The organism is Paenibacillus sp. VT-400, assembly GCF_001029205.1.
Classification (GTDB): Bacteria; Bacillota; Bacilli; order Paenibacillales; family Paenibacillaceae; genus Paenibacillus; species Paenibacillus amylolyticus.
Genome location: NZ_LELF01000047.1, coordinates 69602 through 89360, shown reverse-complemented (window position 1 = coordinate 89360; position 19759 = coordinate 69602). Strand labels below are relative to the sequence as shown.

Genomic DNA, 19759 nt, shown 5'->3' with positions numbered 1-19759 from the left:
GAGGAACCCTTGGCAAGCCTGAAGTTGATTCATCCATATTACTTATTATATTGTTTGTCACCCCCGGGCAAGTGGATACAACATCCATCCGATGGTGTCGCATGGCGGCAACAGGGGGTCTATTCTGTTTTGCACGAAAGGGGTATACCATGCTAGGACTTGTCAAAAAGATCTTCGGCGACATGAATGAACGTGATGTTAAACGTCTGATGAAGACGGTCGATGTGATCAATAAACTGGAACCACAATTTCAGGCGTTGTCTGATGAACAACTGAAAGGTAAAACGGACGAATACCGTGCTCGTATTGAAAAGGGAGAAACAACAGATGAGCTTCTTCCAGAGGCATTTGCAACCGTACGTGAGGCATCACGCCGTGTACTGGGCAAACGTCACTACGATGTACAGATGCTGGGCGGTATCGCTCTGCATGAAGGCCGTATTTCCGAGATGAAAACGGGTGAAGGTAAAACGCTGGTAGGAACACTTCCGGTATATCTGAATGCGTTGATGTCCAAAGGTGTACACGTGGTCACGGTCAATGACTATTTGGCACAACGGGATAGCCAGGAAATGGGACAAATCTATGAATTCATGGGCATGTCGGTAGGGGTTAACCTGAGCGGTATGGACCATGCTTTGAAACAACATGCGTATGCATGTGATATTACGTACGGAACGAACAATGAGTTTGGTTTTGACTATCTGCGTGACAACATGGTGCTGTACAAAGAGCAAATGGTACAACGTCCATTGTTCTTCTGTATCATTGATGAAGTAGACTCCATCCTGGTCGATGAGGCGCGTACGCCACTCATTATCTCTGGACAAGCTCAGAAGTCGACGGATATGTACTATGCAGCAGATCGTTTTGTGAAACGTTTGGTGCCGGAAGAAGACTTTACGGTAGACATTAAGGTGAAATCCGTAGCGTTGACTGAGGCGGGCGTGGCAAAAGCAGAAAAAGCATTTGGTATCGAGAACTTGTATGATCATGCCAATGTAACTCTCAACCATCACATTGTACAGGGCTTGAAAGCAAATGCAATCATGCGTCGTGACGTGGATTATGTGGTCAGTGATGAAGAAGTTATGATCGTCGATGAATTCACAGGTCGTCTGATGTCTGGACGTCGTTACAGTGATGGATTGCACCAAGCGATTGAAGCCAAAGAAGGCATTGAAGTACAAAACGAGAGCATGACGCTTGCTACGATTACCTTCCAGAACTATTTCCGGATGTACCGTAAACTTGCGGGTATGACGGGTACAGCGAAAACCGAGGAAGAAGAGTTTAAAAAAATCTACGGTCTCGAAGTACTGCAAATTCCAACCAACCGCCCAAACAAGCGGGATGACATGGCAGATGTCGTGTACAAGAGCATCGATGGCAAGTTCAATGCCGTTGTAGAAGAGATCGTGGCACGCCACAGTAAGAATCAACCGATTCTGGTAGGTACAGTGTCCATTGAGAACTCTGAACGCCTGTCTGACATGCTTAAACGCCGTGGTGTCAAACACCAGGTACTGAACGCCAAGTACCACGCGGAAGAAGCTGAGATCATCTCAGGAGCTGGTCAAGCGGGTGCAGTAACGATTGCAACCAACATGGCAGGACGGGGTACAGATATTATCTTGGGTGATGGTGTAGCTGAAGTAGGCGGCCTTCATATCATCGGTACAGAGCGTCACGAATCACGCCGGATTGATAATCAGCTACGTGGCCGTGCGGGACGTCAAGGTGACCCGGGTTCAACACAATTCTACCTGTCACTGGGTGATGAATTGATGAGACGTTTCGGTGCAGACAATGTATTGAACATGATGGAGCGTCTTGGTTTTGAAGAAGACCAACCGATCGAGAGCCGGATGATTACCCGTGCAGTAGAATCAGCGCAGAAGCGTGTTGAAGGTAACAACTTTGACGTGCGTAAAGTCGTTCTCCAATATGATGATGTAATGAACCAACAACGTGAAATTATATATAAACAGCGCCGCGAGGTACTGGAGTCCGAAAATATCAAACAAATCGTTATGGATATGATCAAGCCTTCCATTGAACGTATCGTTGAAGCACATTGTAGTGACGATATCCCGGAAAACTGGGAGCTTCAGGAAGTTGCTGATTACATGAACAGCAAATTGCTGGACGATGGTTCCATAACTAAAGATGATCTGTGGGGTAAGGAAGCAGAAGAGATCATCGAGTTCCTGTTCACGAAAGTTCAGAACAAGTACAATGCACGTGAAGAGCGAATTGGCGAAGAGATGGTTCGTGAGTTCGAGAAAGTGGTTGTGCTCCGTGCAGTAGACAGCAAGTGGATGGATCATATTGATGCAATGGATCAATTGCGTCAAGGTATCCACCTTCGTGCCTACGGCGGTACAGATCCACTGCGTGAGTACCAGTTCGAAGGCTTCGAGATGTTCCATCAGATGATCGCTTCGATTCAAGAAGAAGTAGCGACTTATGTGATGAGAGCACAGATCGAGAGCAATCAGGAGCGTCAAGCGGTTGTTGAGGAAAGTCAGATCTCGACAAGTGGTGAACCTGCTGAGAAACGTCCAGTGAAGGTTTCTGACCAAATCGGACGTAACGATCCATGCCCATGCGGTAGTGGCAAGAAGTTCAAACACTGCCACGGTCAAGAGTAGTTAAAGGGTTCATTTATACACGAATGACATGAATGGCTCCTTGCAGCCGGGTATTCCATAGGATGAAGTGAAGGATGCAAAACCGATTAATGGTGCATAGTTATAATAATATGACCATGATCACGGGGAAGAGATATACTGATACAACAGTAGTCTCAACACCAGGGTAACGCATCGGATACTTGATCTGGAGGAATGCCCTGGATGCGGGGAGCTTATCTTAATGAAAAGAGGAATTGCACATGATCGATCCAAACGTGAAGCATGACCTGCGTGAAATAGGCAAGAAACTAACCAACCTTAGGGGGTCTCTTTGACTTAGATCTGAAGCAAGAGATGATCGGCAACTTCGAAGTGAAGATGTCTGCTCCGGATTTCTGGGATGATAGTGACAAGGCGCAATCCGTAATCGCTGAGCTAAATGCGGTGAAGGGATCTGTGGATCAATACACCAAACTCCAACAGGACTATGATGATGCGGTGATGATGGTAGAACTGGCTGACGAGGAAGGCGACGAAGACCTCGCTGCAGAGATCGGTAGAAGCGTCACAGCGATCGTGAGCAAGGTGGCAGAGTTCGAACTTCAGCTGCTCATGAACCAGCCGTATGATAAGATGGATGCCATTCTAGAGCTTCATCCGGGCGCAGGTGGTACCGAGTCACAGGACTGGGGACAAATGTTACTGCGGATGTACACACGTTGGTCCGAGAAGCGTGGCTTCAAGGTTGAGGTGCTGGATTATCTGCCAGGAGATGAGGCGGGGATCAAGAGCGTCACGCTATCGATCAAGGGGCACAATGCTTATGGTTATCTGAAAGCCGAGAAGGGTGTACACCGACTGGTGCGGATCTCTCCTTTTGACTCATCGGGCCGTAGACATACGTCCTTCGTATCATGTGATGTGGTTCCTGAGATTGATGATACGATTGAATTGGACATTCGAACAGAGGATCTCAAGATTGATACCTACCGTGCGAGTGGCGCGGGTGGACAGCATATCAATACCACCGACTCAGCCGTGCGGATTACCCACCTTCCGACAGGTGTAGTTGTAACGTGTCAGAATGAACGTTCACAGATCAAGAACCGTGAGCGGGCGATGAAGATGCTTCGTTCGAAATTGTATGAGCGTAAAATTGAAGAGCAAAAACAACAGCTGGATGAAATCCGAGGAGATCAGTCGGATATTTCATGGGGTAGCCAGATTCGCTCCTATGTGTTCCATCCCTATAGTATGGTAAAGGATCACCGTACAAGCGTAGAGACTGGAAATACAGGGGCAGTAATGGACGGCGACCTCGATGCATTCATCGATGGTTATTTGCGTAGCCAGATTAAAGTAGAAACCGATTAATATAAGTTCCTGTATGGACCCATACGTGTAGGCGTATGCTGGTGTATACGGGAGCTTTTTTTTGAATAATTTTATAGGATAGAAAAAATGAGCGAACAACTGATCAGTCACATAAAAGGAGAGCACGAGAACATGCAACAACGATCACAACTTCACAATAATCGCAAAAAGAGGATAACTAGCCTCATTCCACTCAATGGTCCATGGAGAAACGTCGTGGATACGGTATCTATCATTGTAGGTTCGTTTTTAATTGCAGTGGCCTTTAATTTATTTTTATTACCAAATCAGATCGCTTCGGGTGGGGTGTCCGGGTTATCAATTCTGGGCAAGGAATGGCTTAATTGGGAGCCGGCATATACCCAATGGGCAATTAATATCCCACTTTTGATTGCGGGTTTCCTGCTCATTGGCAAGCAGTATGGTGTTCGCTCGGTATTGGGCAGTATTGTCCTGCCACTGTTAGTTTATCTCACGAAGGATTGGGCCATTCCAACAACGAATCCGCTACTTGGTTCACTGTATGGTGGGATTGGTGTTGGTTTAGGGATTGGAATTGTATACCGAGGTAGAGGATCAACAGGTGGCATGAGCATTCTTGCCAGAATCGTACAGAAATACAGTGGATTGAGTTACTCGCTGTGTGTAGTCATCATGGATGCTACGGTTATTATTATGGCTGCTTTTGTATTGTCGTTGGAGCAGTCCCTCTATGCGCTGATTGGGTTGTATGTTACTGGTAAAGTGATCGATGCTGTTGAGATGGGGCTGGGCTTTTCCAAGGTGGCTTATATTATCTCCAACCAGACCGAAGCGATTAGCAAAGTGATTCTGGATGACTTGGATCGCGGATTAACAAAGCTGGAAGCCAAAGGTGGTTACACCGATGATCAACGAACAGTACTGATGGTCGTGGTTGGGCAAAATGAGGTACCAAGACTTAAAGCGTTGATCCGGTCTGTGGACCCGGGAGCATTTGTCATTATCAGTAACGCGCACGAAGTGCTCGGCGAAGGCTTTAAGCGGGGAGAACATGTGTGAACGGGTTGAAAACTAGTGAGTGAGCCGCGTATGCTCATAAGTTTGGAAGTTCAAGACAAGAAAAAACAGGTACATCTTTCTCCAAAATGACGGGAGAGGATGTGCCTGTTTTTTTACTATAAATATTGACCGCTACAAAATCGGAGATAGCAGACGGGAAATGGCTTCTTTGAAGCGGATAATGAGACTACGTTTTTGGTATTCATCGAGCGTCATTTCTCGCGATACATGCAGGTCGTGCTCAAAGGTTTGTACAAGTGCTGTCGCAATCGCTTCATCGTACATAAAAGCATTAACCTCAAAGTTCAACCGGAAACTGCGGTAGTCAATATTGGCGGTTCCCACGGATGCAACCAAACTGTCAATGATAAGTGTTTTGGCATGAATGAAGCCATTATCATATATAAATACTTTGGCGCCCACCTTCAACAACTCACCAATATAAGATAGCGTAGCCCAATATACAAAGGCGTGGTCGGGTTTATTTGGAATCATAATGCGAACATCTATACCGGACAGACACGCGAGACGAATAGCTTCGAATACACTGGCATCCGGGATAAAATAAGGCGTTTGAATCAGAATCGATTGTTTGGCCCCATTAATCATCTTGAGGTAACTGTTCTTGATATGTTCAGTCTCTGCATCCGGTCCACTGGAGACAATCTGCATGGCAATCTTTCCTGTACCCTCGATATGAGGGAAATGCGCCGGAACATAAGGTGTGTCGTGTTGTTTGGACGCTTCATTCCAATCCAGGAGAAAACGGGTCTGCAGCGCATGAACGGCATTCCCTTGAATACGCAGATGTGTGTCACGCCAGTAACCGAATTTGGAGTTCAAGCCGAGATACTCATCTCCAACGTTAAACCCGCCTGTGTACCCAAGGTTACCATCGATGATGACAATCTTACGGTGGTTCCGGTAGTTCATACGCAAGTTGATCAGACTGAATTTGGAGGGGAAAAAGACTTCAACCAAACCGCCTGCTTCGCGCAATTCTTTGAAAAAGCGTTTGGATACCCGCCGCGATCCGAGCGCGTCATACAGCAAACGAACTTTGATGCCTTCACGCGCTTTGCGGATGAGTGCATCCCGAATTCTTTTGCCCAGACGGTCGCCTCTATAAATGTAGTATTGTACGTGCACGTGATCCTGAGCCGCTTCGATGTCATCCAAGAGCCGCTGGAATTTATCTGTTCCATCCGTAATGATCTCGACCGCATTATCTTCCGTCACCAGAGCACCGTTCTGCTTCAGGTTCATATAGATCATGTCCTGGCTAGTCTCGGTTGCTTGGTTGCGGAAAGGTGTGCGGTTATCGTGCAACTGCGTGAGCTGGGCTTCAATACGTTCCTCTAGCCCGAGCTTCTTACGTTCTTTCCACTGGAAAAGCCGGTATCGGGTCAGGTTCTGACCGGTTAAAAGATAAAGTACAAACCCAAACACCGGAATAAAGTTCAAGACGAGCAGCCAAGCCCATGAAGCGCTGGCATCCTTCCGTTCGAAGAAAACGACTGCTGCCGCAAAAATAATATTCAGGCCAAGGAGTACAATAAGTAAAATGGATTCGATATGCACTATAGTCCCCCACGTCTCATAATGACCATCATGAATCTATTCATATGTCCTTGGTAGCAGGTTAGTTATGAATGAGACCCTGATTGTAATGTTTCCTACTAATACGTATTTTAACAGATGTATACCTATTCGTCCCGGATGAGAAAAAAAGATATGTTCGGATTGGATGAAAATCCATGTGAAATTGATGATAGAGTGTTGTATTTATATAACCAGAGTCGTATAATAATACACAAATATGCATATAAGCGACGGAATTGCTGTGTTCAAGTATCCTTCAGGCAAGGACATAGCACAAGTAGCGCATACATCGAGATTGGGGGAGCGAGAGTGAATAACAAATTAAAAGTAGCAATCGTCGGTTCCACCGGCTACGGCGGGGTGGAGCTGATTCGTTTTTTCCAGAACCATCCGCTGGTTGAAATCACATCGGTGATCTCATCATCGAGCAGTGGTGAGTCCATCGCAGATGGATTTCCGCATTTGACGGGCGTGATTCACAGGCCACTCGACGGTGTAGATCCGGCTGAAATTGCGAGTCGTGCGGATCTGGTATTCACAGCGACCCCGTCCGGCGTAAGTGCTAAGCTCGTACCAAGCCTGCTGGCAGCAGGACTTAAGGTGATTGACCTGTCTGGCGATTTCAGACTTAAGGATGGAACAGTGTACGAAGAGTGGTACAAACATCAGGCGCCTCCAGCTGATTTGCTGGAACAAGCGGTATACGGCATGGCTGAGGTGTATGGCGAAGAAGTGAAGGGGCAGAATTTTATATCCAACCCAGGTTGTTATCCAACGGCTACACTTCTTGGACTGATCCCTGCAGTAGAGGCAGGCTGGATTGATCCTTCAACTATTATTATTGATGCCAAATCGGGCGTATCCGGTGCAGGACGTGGAACCCATCTGTCGTACCATTATGCAGAGATGAACGAGAATCTCAAAGCCTATAAACTGAATAAACATCAACATATTCCCGAGATCGAACAAGTGCTTGGCAATATAACGGGAACGCCTGTTACAGTTACCTTCACAACACATCTGGTGCCAATGACACGTGGAATTATGAGTACGATGTATGCAAACCTCGTTGGGGAACACAGCGACCGGGAGATCGTGGATTTGTACCGCAAATATTATGAGAACCGACCTTTCGTACGTGTACGTGAACCGGGCATCTGGCCTTCTACCAAAGAAGTGTACGGATCCAACTATTGTGATATCGGATTTGCGGTGGATCCTCGCACAGGGCGTTTAACGATTATTTCGGTCATCGACAACCTGGTGAAGGGTGCTTCCGGGCAAGCGATTCAAAATATGAACCTGATGATGGGATGGGAGGAGAACCTCGGGCTGAACATGACACCGGTATATCCATAAGAGATGGAATTCAAGAAGAGCATTGGAACAATGGACGTAAGAGTGCATTCTTGGAGTTAACTTAGGGAGATCGGATCAGGGTTAAGCAGGCGGATCATCGGCATATAGCTGAACGCATACGGGGGATATGATATGGGAACGAATGTGGAGCAACAGAAATTTACCGTGGTTGAGAACGGAACAATTGTAACCCCTGGGGGATTCACTGCTGGTGGACTTCACTGCGGATTGAAAAAGACATCTCGCAATGACATCGGAGCGATCCGCTGTGATGTACCGGCTACAGCTGCTGCTGTATACACAACGAATGTGTTTCAGGCCGCACCACTCAAAGTAACGCGCGAAAGCTTGAGCAACGGACGCCTTCAGGCTGTTATCGTTAACAGCGGCAACGCCAATGCATGTACAGGGCAACAAGGTGAAGAAGATGCTTATGCGATGCGTTCGGCGGCTGCGCGTGAGTTGGGTGTGGCAGAAGAGGACGTGGCTGTGGCATCCACAGGTGTCATTGGTGAATTGCTCAAGATGGATGCTGTACATTCAGGCGTCACCGGACTTCCAGCGCATATGGGCAAGGAGTCGAATGAGGCGGAGCAATTTTCACAAGCGATTCTGACAACGGATTTGGTGAAAAAGGAAGCTTGCGTCTCCGTTATAGTTAACGGCAAGACGGTTACGATTGCGGGAGCCGCCAAAGGCTCGGGTATGATTCATCCGAATATGGCGACAATGCTCGCTTTCATGACCTCTGACGCGGTCATTGGTGCAGAAGCGTTGCAGCGCCTGCTGCGCCAGGCAACCAATCATACATTTAACATGATTACCGTTGATGGGGATACAAGTACAAACGACATGCTGGTAGCAATGTCCAGTGGATATGCAGGCAATGAAGAGCTGACCACAGAGCATCCAGATTGGGACGCTTTTGCAGCCGGCTTCACCTATGTATGCCAAGTTTTGGCCAAAGCCATTGCTCGCGATGGCGAAGGAGCAACCAAACTGGTCGAGGTAGAAGTTACAGGAGCAGTAAGTGATGAGTCCGCGCAAGCAATCGCTAAAACTGTCATCGGTTCGAGTCTTGTGAAATCAGCCATGTTCGGCGCTGACGCTAACTGGGGACGGATTATTGCAGCCGTAGGGCGTGCAGGACAGCCGGTGAACCCGGATACCGTAGATATCCGTTTGGGAGATATCTCGGTACTTGCGCAGTCCCGCCCAGTCGTGTTTGACGAAGAAGCAGCATTAGCGTATTTGCAGACCGATACAGTTCGCATTGTGGTGGATCTGCACCACGGCGAAGGAATAGCAACAGCCTGGGGCTGCGACCTGACGTATGACTACGTCCGAATTAACGCAGCATACCGTACGTAATAAGACTTAGCATTTATTCTATTGAAGCTAACAGCTTCCCTATGAGAAGCTGTTTCGTAAATATATAGAAAATCTATAAGGATTGAACTTTATTTGGTCTTTGAGATAACTGGCGAAGGCAGTGGAGAAGACGGAATCGATTCTGTAGAAGCGAAGCGTTCGCCTTTGTCTCCGGGTTTCCCCTTTAAAAAGGGAATCAAAAAACCTGGAGACAACAGCGATCAAAAGAACGATCCGGATTCGGAACGGTCTGCCACCGAATATCGCATCAATTAAGTGTTAAGCCTTTTAGAATATTTGAACGAAAGGAGCTTGCCCTCATGAATTCAACAATGCCAAACGAGAGTACCGCAACGGAAGCGAGCACAGAGAAACAGATGTTTGTCATGAAATGTGGAGGCAGCACGCTGGCAGCATTGCCCGAGTCTTTCTTTGCGGATCTGCGTGATCTGCAGTCTCAGGGCACGCAGCCGGTAATCGTGCATGGCGGAGGTCCTGCGATCTCGGATAATCTGGCGAAGCTTGGTATCGAAACCGAATTCGTTAATGGCCTGCGCAAAACGACTGAACCTGTGCTGGACGTAGTGGAGATGGTGCTTGCGGGCAGTATCAACAAACAGATCGTGCGCCTGATTCAGCGTGTGGGCGGTCGTGCACTAGGCTTGTCCGGCGTGGACGGGGGTCTCATTCAGGCGAAGCCCGTATCGAACCACGCAGAGATCGGTTGGGTAGGCGATGTCACTGGTGTGAACGCAGAGATTATCCAAGGCATCGTGAACATGGGTTACATGCCAGTTATCGCACCAGTTGGCGTAGATGCAACTGGACAACGCTATAACATAAATGCAGATACAGCTGCGGGTGCAGTGGCGTCTCATCTCGGAGTAAGTCGGATGATTGTCGTGACCGACGTTCCAGGCATCATGAAGAACGTAGGCGGTGAGAAAAAAGTACTGCCATCCGTATCTGTACAAGAGATTGAGGACATGATCCAGACCGGAGAAATCTATGGCGGCATGATTCCCAAAGTACGTGCAGCTATCGCATGTATCCATGGCAAAGTACGTGAGGTCGTCATCGTAGACGGCAGCGAACCCCAGATCCTGAGCCGAGTGCTCGGCGGAGAAATCATCGGAACAAGAATAATCCGTATGCAATAATTTGCTCGATACGCTAGGGTCTTAATAGTCTTATTTAAATAAAAAAATATGTGCATGGCTTTTTTATATAAGAAATCTAATATTACACTCACAATAACGTAGGGTGCAGAACCAATCTGAAGAATAAAAATGCATAACGGAGAGGACAGAAATAACCTGAAGAAGCGGAGCGTGCGCCTTTATCACAGGATTTTCCCCATTGAAGGGGAATAAAAAAAATCCAGGGATAACAGCGATCGGAAGGTTGTTCTGTCATCGAAGTGGAGTATGCATACGTTCGGAAGATGGTTCCGCAATCGGAGTGATCTAGTGTAAATAAGAGCTCTTATATAATTGCCGTTGTACCACCAATAAGGAGTGATATGGTCATGGCAAAAGGCAACGAACAGCCAGGTTCTGGCACAGCGGTAGCGGGCGCAACAGCAACAGGTGCAGCGGCACAGACGGAAAGCTCGCTTTTCCAAACGTATGCACGTTATCCAATCAGTCTGGTCAAAGGTAAAGGCAGCTGGTTATGGGACGATCAGGGGAACCGCTATCTCGATTTCATGTGCGGACTCGCTGTAACTAGCCTGGGCCATGCACCGGAGAAAGTTGGAGCCAAGCTGAAAGCTCAGATTAATGAGCTGTGGCATGTATCCAACCTGTTCCAGATTCCAGGCCAGGAGAAAGCAGCAGCATTGCTGACAGCCAATACGTGCGCTGATGCAGTGTTCTTCTGCAACAGTGGTGCCGAAGCGAATGAAGCAGCTATCAAAGTTGCACGTCGTTATCACCAAAAGGTGAAAGGCACAGATCGCTATGAAGTGATCACCTTTGCCCAGTCCTTCCATGGACGGACACTTGCTACACTGACAGCAACCGGACAGGATAAGGTGAAAGAAGGATTTTTGCCATTGCCAGCCGGATTTGTAACTGTACCTTTGCATGATATCCCTGCCCTTGAAACGGCAATTGGACCTAACACAGCAGCTATTATGCTGGAAATGGTTCAGGCCGAGGGTGGTGTATATCCGGTTGAACCGGAATTCGTCAAACATGTACGGAAATTGTGTGACGAGCACGGATTGTTGCTCATTGTTGATGAAGTACAGACCGGAATGGGACGTACAGGCAAACTATTCGCACACGAACATTATGGCATTGAGCCAGACGTGTTCACCGTTGCCAAAGGTATCGGCAGTGGTTTCCCTGTAGGCGCAATGCTGGGTAAAGGTTTCCTGCGGGATGCATTCACGCCAGGTAGCCATGCGACAACATTTGGTGGAACACCACTAGCTTCATCCGTTGTGATTGCAACAATTGAAACGATGCTGGAAGATCGTTTGCCAGAGCGTGCAGCAGAGATGGGTGAATACCTGATGAGCTCCCTGCGGAATCGTTTGGCGGGTAATTCCTTTGTGAAGGAAGTTCGTGGCTTGGGATTGTTGGTCGGCATTGAATGTGCTGAGCCGGTAGGTGATATTGTACTTGCTGGGCAAAAACGCGGTATCTTGTTTGTCTCTGCAGGACCGAATGTGATTCGTTTGCTTCCGAACCTGTATGTGAGCAAAGAAGAGATCGACGAGGCGGTATCCTTGGTAGCCACATTGATCGAAGAGCACGTAGCGGCGAAAGCCTAACATAAAAATGAGAACCTTTCTGTCTCGGGGCCATTACCGGCCTCGAAGCAGAACGAGATGATGAATCCCTGTAGCCGCGCGGTGAACTTGCAGAAGGCGGAAAAGAATAAACTTGAGAAGCACCAAGACAAAGTGTCAATGTTGCTCTCTCTTCTGCCCATGCGGGTGCAGGGAACCGGAAATAAGGAGGACATTATACATGACAGCACAACAGACGGAAAAGATTCAGAAGATTGATCTGAGAGGCCGAGATTTTATCGAATTCACGGACTACACGGCCGAGGAGATTCGTTATCTGCTTGATCTCGCGATTGAGATTAAAGGCAAGCAAAAAAGCGGTGTACCTTTTCAACCGTTGAAAGGCAAAACGATCGGACTTATTTTTGAAAAATCATCCACACGTACGCGTGTATCCTTTGAAGTGGGTATGTTCCAATTGGGCGGACACGCGCTCTTCCTGAGCAAAAATGATATCCAGCTGGGTCGCGGGGAAACAACACATGATACAGCCAAAGTATTGTCCCGTTACCTGGACGGCATCATGATCCGTACCTTTGGACACCATAATGTAACTGAACTGGCAGAGCATGCGGATGTTCCGGTCATTAACGGCCTGAGCGATGCGGCGCATCCTTGTCAGGTACTGGCAGACTTCCAAACGGTGCTGGAGCACAAAGGCAAGCTGGCAGGTCTGAAAATGGCCTACATCGGAGATGGCAACAACATGGCGCACTCCCTGATGCTCGGTGCAGCGAAGATGGGAATGCATGTTGCTGTAGCAACGCCAGAAGGTTATGAGCCGGATAGTGCAGTTGTGGAGCAGGCACGCATTATCGCACAGGAGAGCGGTTCTGAAGTGACTGTAACGTACAGTGCACAGGAAGCAGCCAAAGATGCAGATATCGTGTATACGGATGTATGGGCGAGCATGGGCTTTGAGGAAGAGCAGAAGATTCGTGAGCAGGCATTTGCCGCATATCAAGTGGACGAGGAACTGATGAAAGGCGCGAAGCCGGATTACATGTTCTTGCATTGTCTGCCAGCACACCGCGGCGAAGAAGTGAGTGCCGGTGTAATTGACGGACCGAACTCTCTGATCTTTGATCAGGCGGAGAATCGCTTGCATGCACAGAAAGCATTAATGGCTGCATTAATGAGCGAATAGATGCTATTTGCCTTTATGGGTTGATTTTAGGCGCAGATTTCGCGATGATAGATTCATCTATAATGTACTTTAAAAAGTTAATTAAATAAGAAGCATACACAAACACGGAGAGACAGAAAAAGCCTGAAGAAGCGAAGCGTGCACCTGAAAGCTTTCTGAAAGAAAGCTGCATCCGAAGCATAGGCTATCCCCGGATTTTACCCTTTGTCATAAAGGGATGAAAAAAATCTGGGGATAACAGTGATCGGAAGGATTTTCTGGCTCGTAGGATTCAGTGTATGAAGGCTCTGTTTAACTTAACTGATCTTGGGGAGGACCATCGAACATGGCTAAGGAAAAAATTGTACTCGCGTATTCAGGCGGGTTGGACACATCTGTAATTTTGAAATGGTTGAAAGAAACGTATGATGCAGAGATTATCGCTTTCACAGCGGATATTGGACAAAAGGATGAATTGGACGGTTTGGAGGAAAAAGCACTGGCAACAGGCGCTTCCAAAGTATACATTGACGATCTGCGCGATGAATTCGCAAAAGATTTCATCTATCCGATGTTCCAGGCAGGTGCCCTCTATGAAGGACAATACCTGCTTGGCACAAGTATTGCTCGTCCACTGATCGCTAAACGTATGGTGGACATCGCTCGTGCAGAAGGTGCTACAGCCATCGCTCACGGCGCTACAGGTAAAGGAAATGACCAAGTTCGGTTTGAGTTGAACGCGGCTGCACTGACACCAGACATTAACGTAATTGCACCTTGGCGTCTGGAAGAATTCCGTAACCAATTCCCGGGACGTGCCGAGATGATCGCGTACGCTGAGAAACATGGTATTCCGGTAACCGCTTCTGCGGCTAAACCATACTCCACAGACCGTAACTTGCTGCATATCAGCTATGAGAGCGGTGTGCTCGAAGATCCTTGGTTCGATCCAAGCGCGGACGAGAACAAAGACATGTTCCTGCTGAGCAGTGCACCTGAAGATGCACCAGATCAAGCGGAATATGTTGAACTGGAATTCGAACAAGGTGACTGTGTTGCACTGAACGGTGAGCGCTTGAGCCCACTGCAAGTGATGGAGCAACTGAACGAGCTGGGTGGCAAACATGGTATTGGCCGTGTAGATATGGTTGAGAACCGTTTTGTTGGTATGAAGAGCCGTGGCGTATACGAAACACCAGGTGGAACAATCTTGTTCACAGCACATCGCAAAATGGAGTCCATCACGATGGACCGTGAAGTGATGAACCTGCGTGATAGCCTGATCACACGTTACAGCACACTCGTTTACAACGGCTTCTGGTTCGCACCGGAACGTCTGGCGCTGCAAGCACTGGTGACTGAAAGCCAGAAGAACGTTACAGGTACAGTTCGTGTGAAACTGTACAAAGGCAACATCATCGGCGCAGGCGTGAAAAGTCCTGTCAGCCTCTACAATCCGGACATCGCAACGATGGAAGCTGATCCAACGCAAGCCTACGATCAAGGTGATGCAACAGGCTTTATCCGCCTGAATGCACTGCGTTTGAAAGTAAACTCCGGCGTGGAGCAAAACAAAAACTAATTTCAACCTGCATCTATAGAGCTATATCAATATAAATGACAAGGCAGGCCGTTCTTGCACATCTGGCAGGAGCGGCTTTGTCCATGAGCGAAAGGGGAGTACTCACCGTGAGCAAGCTGTGGGGAGGACGTTTTACAAAACAAACCAATCATTTGGTTGAGGAATATACGGCATCGATCAATTTTGACAAAGCTTTGGCTGAGGAAGACATTCAGGGTAGTCTGGCTCATGTAACGATGCTGGGCAAATGTGGCATTCTGCCAGCGGAAGATGTAGAGACGATCAAAGAAGGATTGATCACCGTTCTGCACAAAATCCGTGCGGGCGAAGTGGAATTCTCCGTATCGGACGAAGACATCCACATGAATATTGAGAAAAACCTGATCGAGACGATTGGTCCTGTAGGCGGTAAATTACATACAGGCCGTAGCCGGAACGATCAAGTTGCAACGGATATGCACTTGTACCTGCGTGAGCGCGTCGTTGGATTTGTAGGCATGCTGCATTCCTTGCAGGAAGCACTGATTGGACAAGCGAAAGATAACCTCGATACAATTGTACCGGGTTATACGCATCTTCAGCGGGCACAGCCGATTCTGTTCGCTCATCACCTGATGGCGTATGTATCCATGTTCCAACGGGATGCGGAGCGTCTGATGGACAGCTACAAACGCATTAACATCCTGCCACTGGGCGCAGGTGCGCTCGCGGGCACAACATTCCCGATTGACCGTCATTTTGTGGCGGAACAACTGGGCTTTGATGGGGTTTACGAGAACAGTCTGGACGCAGTAAGCGACCGTGACTTTATCGTTGAGTTTCTGGCGGCAGCTTCGCTGATCATGACTCACTTGTCCCGTCTGAGTGAAGAGCTGGTACTGTGGAGCAGCACAGAGTTTGGATTCGTTGAACTGGACGATGCGTTCTGCACAGGCAGCAGCATTATGCCTCAGAAGAAAAACCCGGACGTTCCTGAACTCGTGCGTGGTAAAACAGGACGTGTGTACGGCAACCTGATCGGATTGCTGACGGTACTGAAATCTCTTCCACTGGCATACAACAAAGACATGCAGGAAGACAAAGAAGGCATGTTTGATACAGTAGCGACGCTGGAGGGTGCACTGCAACTGTTTGCTCCAATGATCGCGACAATGACAGTGAACAAGGATCGCATGCGTCAAGCGGTCAACCAGGATTTCTCCAACGCTACGGATATTGCCGACTTCCTCGTGGGAGAAGGCTTGCCTTTCCGTCAGGCGCATGAAGTGATTGGTAAAACGGTACTGTACTGCATCCAGAACAGCAAGTATTTGCTGGATCTGACGATTGATGAATTCCGTCAGTTCTCACCACTGTTTGATGACCGGATCTATGATGTGCTGCAACCGGAAGCGGTAGTGAACGCTCGTAATGTTTACGGCGGGACAGCTTCGGGTCAAGTTGCTGAAGCGATTGGACGCAGTGAGAAGGTACTGGAGATCACCGAGCAATGGATTACGAACCGCGGTTAATACCACCGCTACTATAAGGTACCCTTACAGATACAACAGTACAACAAAGAAGCAGGCCAGAGAACTTTGTTCTCAGCGGCCTGCTTTTTGTGTTTTACAGCGATGTGCTTTAGATACATTCTACTCAACCGCGAACGGATGTTAGGTTGTTCTACTATCGGAGTACCAGTTTAGTTACTCGCGGTAGCTCCATTGCAATTCTCCACTAATCGCGCTTTTGTAAAGGCAACCATTTCAATACATCCTGAATCTTGGCATCCCAGTAGCCCCACTCATGTTCACCAGGCCCTTCCTCGTACGTCAGTTCGAAGTTCGTCTGTTCACAGGCTTGACGGAAGGTTTGATTATCCTCATACAGGAAATCTTCCGTTCCGCAGCATTGGTAGAGCAAAGGCCGAGGACTTTCGCTAGATTGTCTTTCTTTTAACAGATGAATCAGATCATTCTCGGTGCCTGCCACCTCTGGTCCGAAAATACGTTGTAACTCCGTCTGTTGCAATGCTGAGGATGCGTTTCTATCCATATGTGCAGACATATCGAGTGCTCCAGACAAACTGGCAGCTGCAGCATATTGATCTGGTTTACGAAGGGCCAGCTTGAACGCCCCATAGCCACCCATGGATAATCCGGCAACGAAATTGTCCTCCCGTTGGTCTGAGAGCGGGAAGAAAGAACGAGCAAGTGCCGGCAGTTCTTCACTGATAAAGCTCCAATAACGTCCGCCTTCTACCATATCTGTATAGAAGCTGCGGTGAACCTGTGGCATAACAACGGCGATTCCGAGGTTGGCCACATAACGTTCGATGGAAGTCCGACGCAGCCAGATGGAATCATCATCAGACAGGCCGTGCAGCAGGTACAGGGTTGGGTGTAGTCCTTTGCCAGTCACATTCTCCATACCGATCTGATTGTGGGTTTGTTGCGGCAGAATGACATGCATGCTGGTGCTAAGCCCGAGCGTATCCGAGTAAAAATCACATTTAATAAGTGCCATGAGTATAAGAAACCCCTTTCATAAGTTCGTTAACCACGTGTTCTGACATGAGACGATGGGATGGAAATCGGATGCCTAGTCCTCCAAAGTGTTTATATGTAACAGGTTATACGCATTACGCTTCCATTGCAATAACAAGATCTACAGTAGAAAACAAAGAATTTCACACCAGTGGTTAAAGTGGAAATATGTAATCAGATCATCGATTTTTAAGTATAGTTTACAACGTAACAATGTTATGTTACACTCATTTCAATAAAAAGGGGGACCATATATGACGGATGATTTGATCTCCAAGAAAGAATTGTTGGACCTGACAGGAATCTCATACGGCCAGTTATACCGTTGGAAGCGGAAAAATCTCATTCCGGAAGAATGGTTCATTCGGAAGTCGTCCTACACCGGACAAGAAACCTTTTTTCCCAAACAACAGATTTTACTGCGCATTGACAAGATTCTCAATATGAAAGACGGATTATCGCTGGATGAGCTGGCAGACGTGTTTTCACCTACGTTGGGTGAAGTAGAGATGTCTGCACAGCAACTATTAGAGCGAAACATTGTTTCACAGATCTCGCTGGATCTGTTAAAAGAAGCAGGTCGAGAACAACCGCTGTATGCTTTGGAGCAGATTATGATGCTCTACGTCCTTGATAAGCTGTTAATGAGCGGAGATATTACTCGGCAAGAGGGTTCGTTGCTGATCAAAGTGATGTCCGAACATTATTATCGTTTTACAGGCAAACCCAGCGAACTCGTGCTTATTCGTAAGATGGGTGTTCCTTCATTCATGCTGGTAACAGCAGGAACGGAGTTTTATTTTGACAATGGTGTGAAAGTGGTTCTTAGGCAGCCGATGGGAACATTTATGGAAGAATTAAAACTCAAATTGGGATAAGGAGAGGATCATCTATGGAAGAGCGGAATAAGCGGAATGATCTGAATGTGGCGGGTATAAGTCAAACGGCAGGCGGGAATTTTCACCGTGTATCTATTGATGGCATGGCTAAGGTGAACGGCAACCTGGACTGCACCTCTATGGAAGTGAATGGAACATTGAAGATGCACGGCGCTTTGACCTCCGAGAGTGCAGCGATTAACGGCATGTGCACGTTGAATGGACCTCTGACCAGTTCTCGTGTTCGGGTGGATGGTTTGACGACGATTAACGGAGATCTCCATAGCCCTGAACTTGAAGTGAACGGAAAGTGTACCGTACGTGGAAGAGTAGATGGGGAACGAATTGATATTGGCGGTGTGATCGATATTGAAGGGGATGTCCAATGTGAGTCCCTGAATGTACGGGGCAATATTAAGATCAGCGGCTTACTGAATGCGGGAACAGTGGAGATCAGGCTGCATACATCTTCTTCGGCTAAAGAGATTGGCGGAGAGCGTATCGATATTCGTCGCAAGGAACAACAGAATGGCTTTTGGAAAAGTATTGGTCTGGGCGGGACCCCTTCATTTAAGACATCCTTAATTGAGGGTGATGAGATTGTGCTGGAAGATACCGAAGCTGACATTGTGCGGGGGAGTAACATTTTTATCGGTCGCGGCTGTAACATCAGACTGGTTGAGTATTCAGGTGAACTTGAGGTAGATCAGGATGCCAAGGTGGGCAGCAGTCAGCGAATTTAAAGTTTGGATATGGAGAGAAAGGGATGGGATCGACATGAATAACAATCATGGGCGTTCATTGGACAAAAAAATGGATATCAGCATCGTTGGTGATGGCAGTTCTTCTGGTGGCGTGTACGGCAAGATCAAGGTCGTAGGGGACGCGTCCTTTAACGACAATCTATCTTGTGATCGATTCAAATGTACGGGTACATCGGTCATATACGGATCGCTTGAATCCACAGATATTAAAATTACCGGAACCCTTACTCTGACAGAGCGAGAGGCCAGCAACGGTGGTGAGGATGGAATCCAGGCATCTGGCCTGCATGCCAAAGCTGAGCATATAAAAGTGGTCGGTGAACTTCATCTGTCAGGGGATTGTCAGGCGGAAAATATCAAGCTGAACGGACGGTTGACGATAGCGGGGATGCTCAGCGCTGAACACATCACACTCAAAATCATGGGTCCATCCGAGGTCAAGGAAATGGGTGGTTCCATCATCTCTGTGAAGAGTGGACGGTTGAATGACTTGTTTACGGGGAATAAATCAATTCTCAAAGCACAGATTATCGAAGGTGATGATATTGAATTAGAGAATACGGAGGCCGAGATTGTCCGTGGCGATAAAATAAAAATTGGTCCTGGCTGCCGGATTGGTACAGTGGAATACCGTTCATCTCTGCAAATTCATCCGCAATCGGAAGTTTTGCTGCAAAGCAATCGGTCCTTGGACTGATTAA

Annotated in this window: 16 protein-coding genes; 14 read left to right on the top strand and 2 right to left on the bottom strand. The window is 47.7% G+C overall.

Annotation, left to right across the window (positions count from 1 at the left end):
• Positions 1-149: 149 nt before the first annotated feature.
• The 3 genes from secA (at position 150) to EL84_RS02910 (ending at position 5051) form a co-directional block, all read left to right on the top strand.
• Positions 150-2654, top strand: coding sequence for a preprotein translocase subunit SecA (gene secA / locus EL84_RS02920; RefSeq protein ID WP_047840658.1), 2505 nt, complete (start codon positions 150-152; stop codon positions 2652-2654).
• Positions 2655-2896: 242 nt separating this feature from the next.
• Positions 2897-4010, top strand: a protein-coding gene (gene prfB / locus EL84_RS02915) for a peptide chain release factor 2 (RefSeq protein WP_152682954.1) whose coding sequence is annotated in 2 segments (ribosomal slippage) — positions 2897-2968 and positions 2970-4010 — 1113 coding nt in all. Because the reading frame shifts where the segments join, the coding sequence is not laid out codon by codon here.
• Positions 4011-4142: 132 nt separating this feature from the next.
• Entirely contained in the window at positions 4143-5051 is a 909-nt protein-coding gene (locus EL84_RS02910) for a YitT family protein (RefSeq protein WP_036612451.1), read from the top strand.
• A gap of 132 nt (positions 5052-5183) precedes the next feature.
• Here EL84_RS02910 and cls read toward each other — a convergent pair whose 3' ends face one another.
• Positions 5184-6632 carry a cardiolipin synthase gene (cls, locus tag EL84_RS02905; protein WP_047840656.1) on the bottom strand — a complete coding sequence of 483 codons (1449 nt, stop codon included), beginning with the start codon at positions 6630-6632 and terminating at the stop codon, positions 5184-5186.
• Between the two features lie 330 nt (positions 6633-6962).
• Here cls and argC point away from each other — a divergent pair, with 330 nt between their 5' ends.
• The 8 genes from argC (at position 6963) to argH (ending at position 16402) form a co-directional block, all read left to right on the top strand.
• On the top strand, positions 6963-8012 hold the full coding sequence (gene argC, locus EL84_RS02900; RefSeq protein WP_047840655.1) for an N-acetyl-gamma-glutamyl-phosphate reductase: 1050 nt from the start codon (positions 6963-6965) through the stop codon (positions 8010-8012).
• Between the two features lie 132 nt (positions 8013-8144).
• Positions 8145-9383 (top strand): bifunctional glutamate N-acetyltransferase/amino-acid acetyltransferase ArgJ, encoded by a 1239-nt coding sequence (argJ, locus tag EL84_RS02895; RefSeq protein ID WP_047840654.1) that lies wholly within the window; start codon positions 8145-8147, stop codon positions 9381-9383.
• Between the two features lie 93 nt (positions 9384-9476).
• Positions 9477-9659 carry a hypothetical protein gene (locus EL84_RS02890; RefSeq protein WP_047840653.1) on the top strand — a complete coding sequence of 61 codons (183 nt, stop codon included), beginning with the start codon at positions 9477-9479 and terminating at the stop codon, positions 9657-9659.
• Positions 9660-9703: 44 nt separating this feature from the next.
• A complete protein-coding gene (gene argB / locus EL84_RS02885) occupies positions 9704-10543 on the top strand; it encodes an acetylglutamate kinase (RefSeq protein WP_047840652.1) in 840 nt (279 codons plus the stop codon).
• A 368-nt stretch (positions 10544-10911) separates the two neighbouring features.
• On the top strand, positions 10912-12165 hold the full coding sequence (locus EL84_RS02880) for an aspartate aminotransferase family protein (protein WP_047840651.1): 1254 nt from the start codon (positions 10912-10914) through the stop codon (positions 12163-12165).
• Positions 12166-12364: 199 nt separating this feature from the next.
• The gene (gene argF, locus EL84_RS02875) at positions 12365-13330 is read left to right on the top strand and encodes an ornithine carbamoyltransferase (RefSeq protein WP_047840650.1); all 966 of its coding nucleotides are present in this window, start codon (positions 12365-12367) and stop codon (positions 13328-13330) included.
• A gap of 325 nt (positions 13331-13655) precedes the next feature.
• Complete coding sequence (locus EL84_RS02870; RefSeq protein WP_017692004.1) at positions 13656-14891, top strand: argininosuccinate synthase; 1236 nt, start codon at positions 13656-13658, stop codon at positions 14889-14891.
• A 107-nt stretch (positions 14892-14998) separates the two neighbouring features.
• Positions 14999-16402, top strand: coding sequence for an argininosuccinate lyase (argH, locus tag EL84_RS02865; RefSeq protein WP_036612430.1), 1404 nt, complete (start codon positions 14999-15001; stop codon positions 16400-16402).
• 205 nt (positions 16403-16607) lie between these two features.
• Here argH and EL84_RS02860 read toward each other — a convergent pair whose 3' ends face one another.
• Entirely contained in the window at positions 16608-17396 is a 789-nt protein-coding gene (locus EL84_RS02860; protein ID WP_047840649.1) for an alpha/beta hydrolase, read from the bottom strand.
• A gap of 274 nt (positions 17397-17670) precedes the next feature.
• On the opposite strand from EL84_RS02860, the gene EL84_RS02855 reads away from it, so the two are divergent.
• Genes EL84_RS02855 through EL84_RS02845 form a run of 3 tightly spaced genes read left to right on the top strand, consistent with a single transcriptional unit; the run spans position 17671 to position 19755 of the window.
• On the top strand, positions 17671-18294 hold the full coding sequence (locus EL84_RS02855; RefSeq protein ID WP_047840648.1) for a YhbD family protein: 624 nt from the start codon (positions 17671-17673) through the stop codon (positions 18292-18294).
• A gap of 14 nt (positions 18295-18308) precedes the next feature.
• Complete coding sequence (locus EL84_RS02850; RefSeq protein ID WP_047840647.1) at positions 18309-19037, top strand: polymer-forming cytoskeletal protein; 729 nt, start codon at positions 18309-18311, stop codon at positions 19035-19037.
• A gap of 34 nt (positions 19038-19071) precedes the next feature.
• Positions 19072-19755, top strand: a complete 684-nt coding sequence (locus EL84_RS02845; protein ID WP_047840646.1) for a hypothetical protein — start codon at positions 19072-19074, stop codon at positions 19753-19755.
• Positions 19756-19759 lie beyond the last annotated feature (4 nt).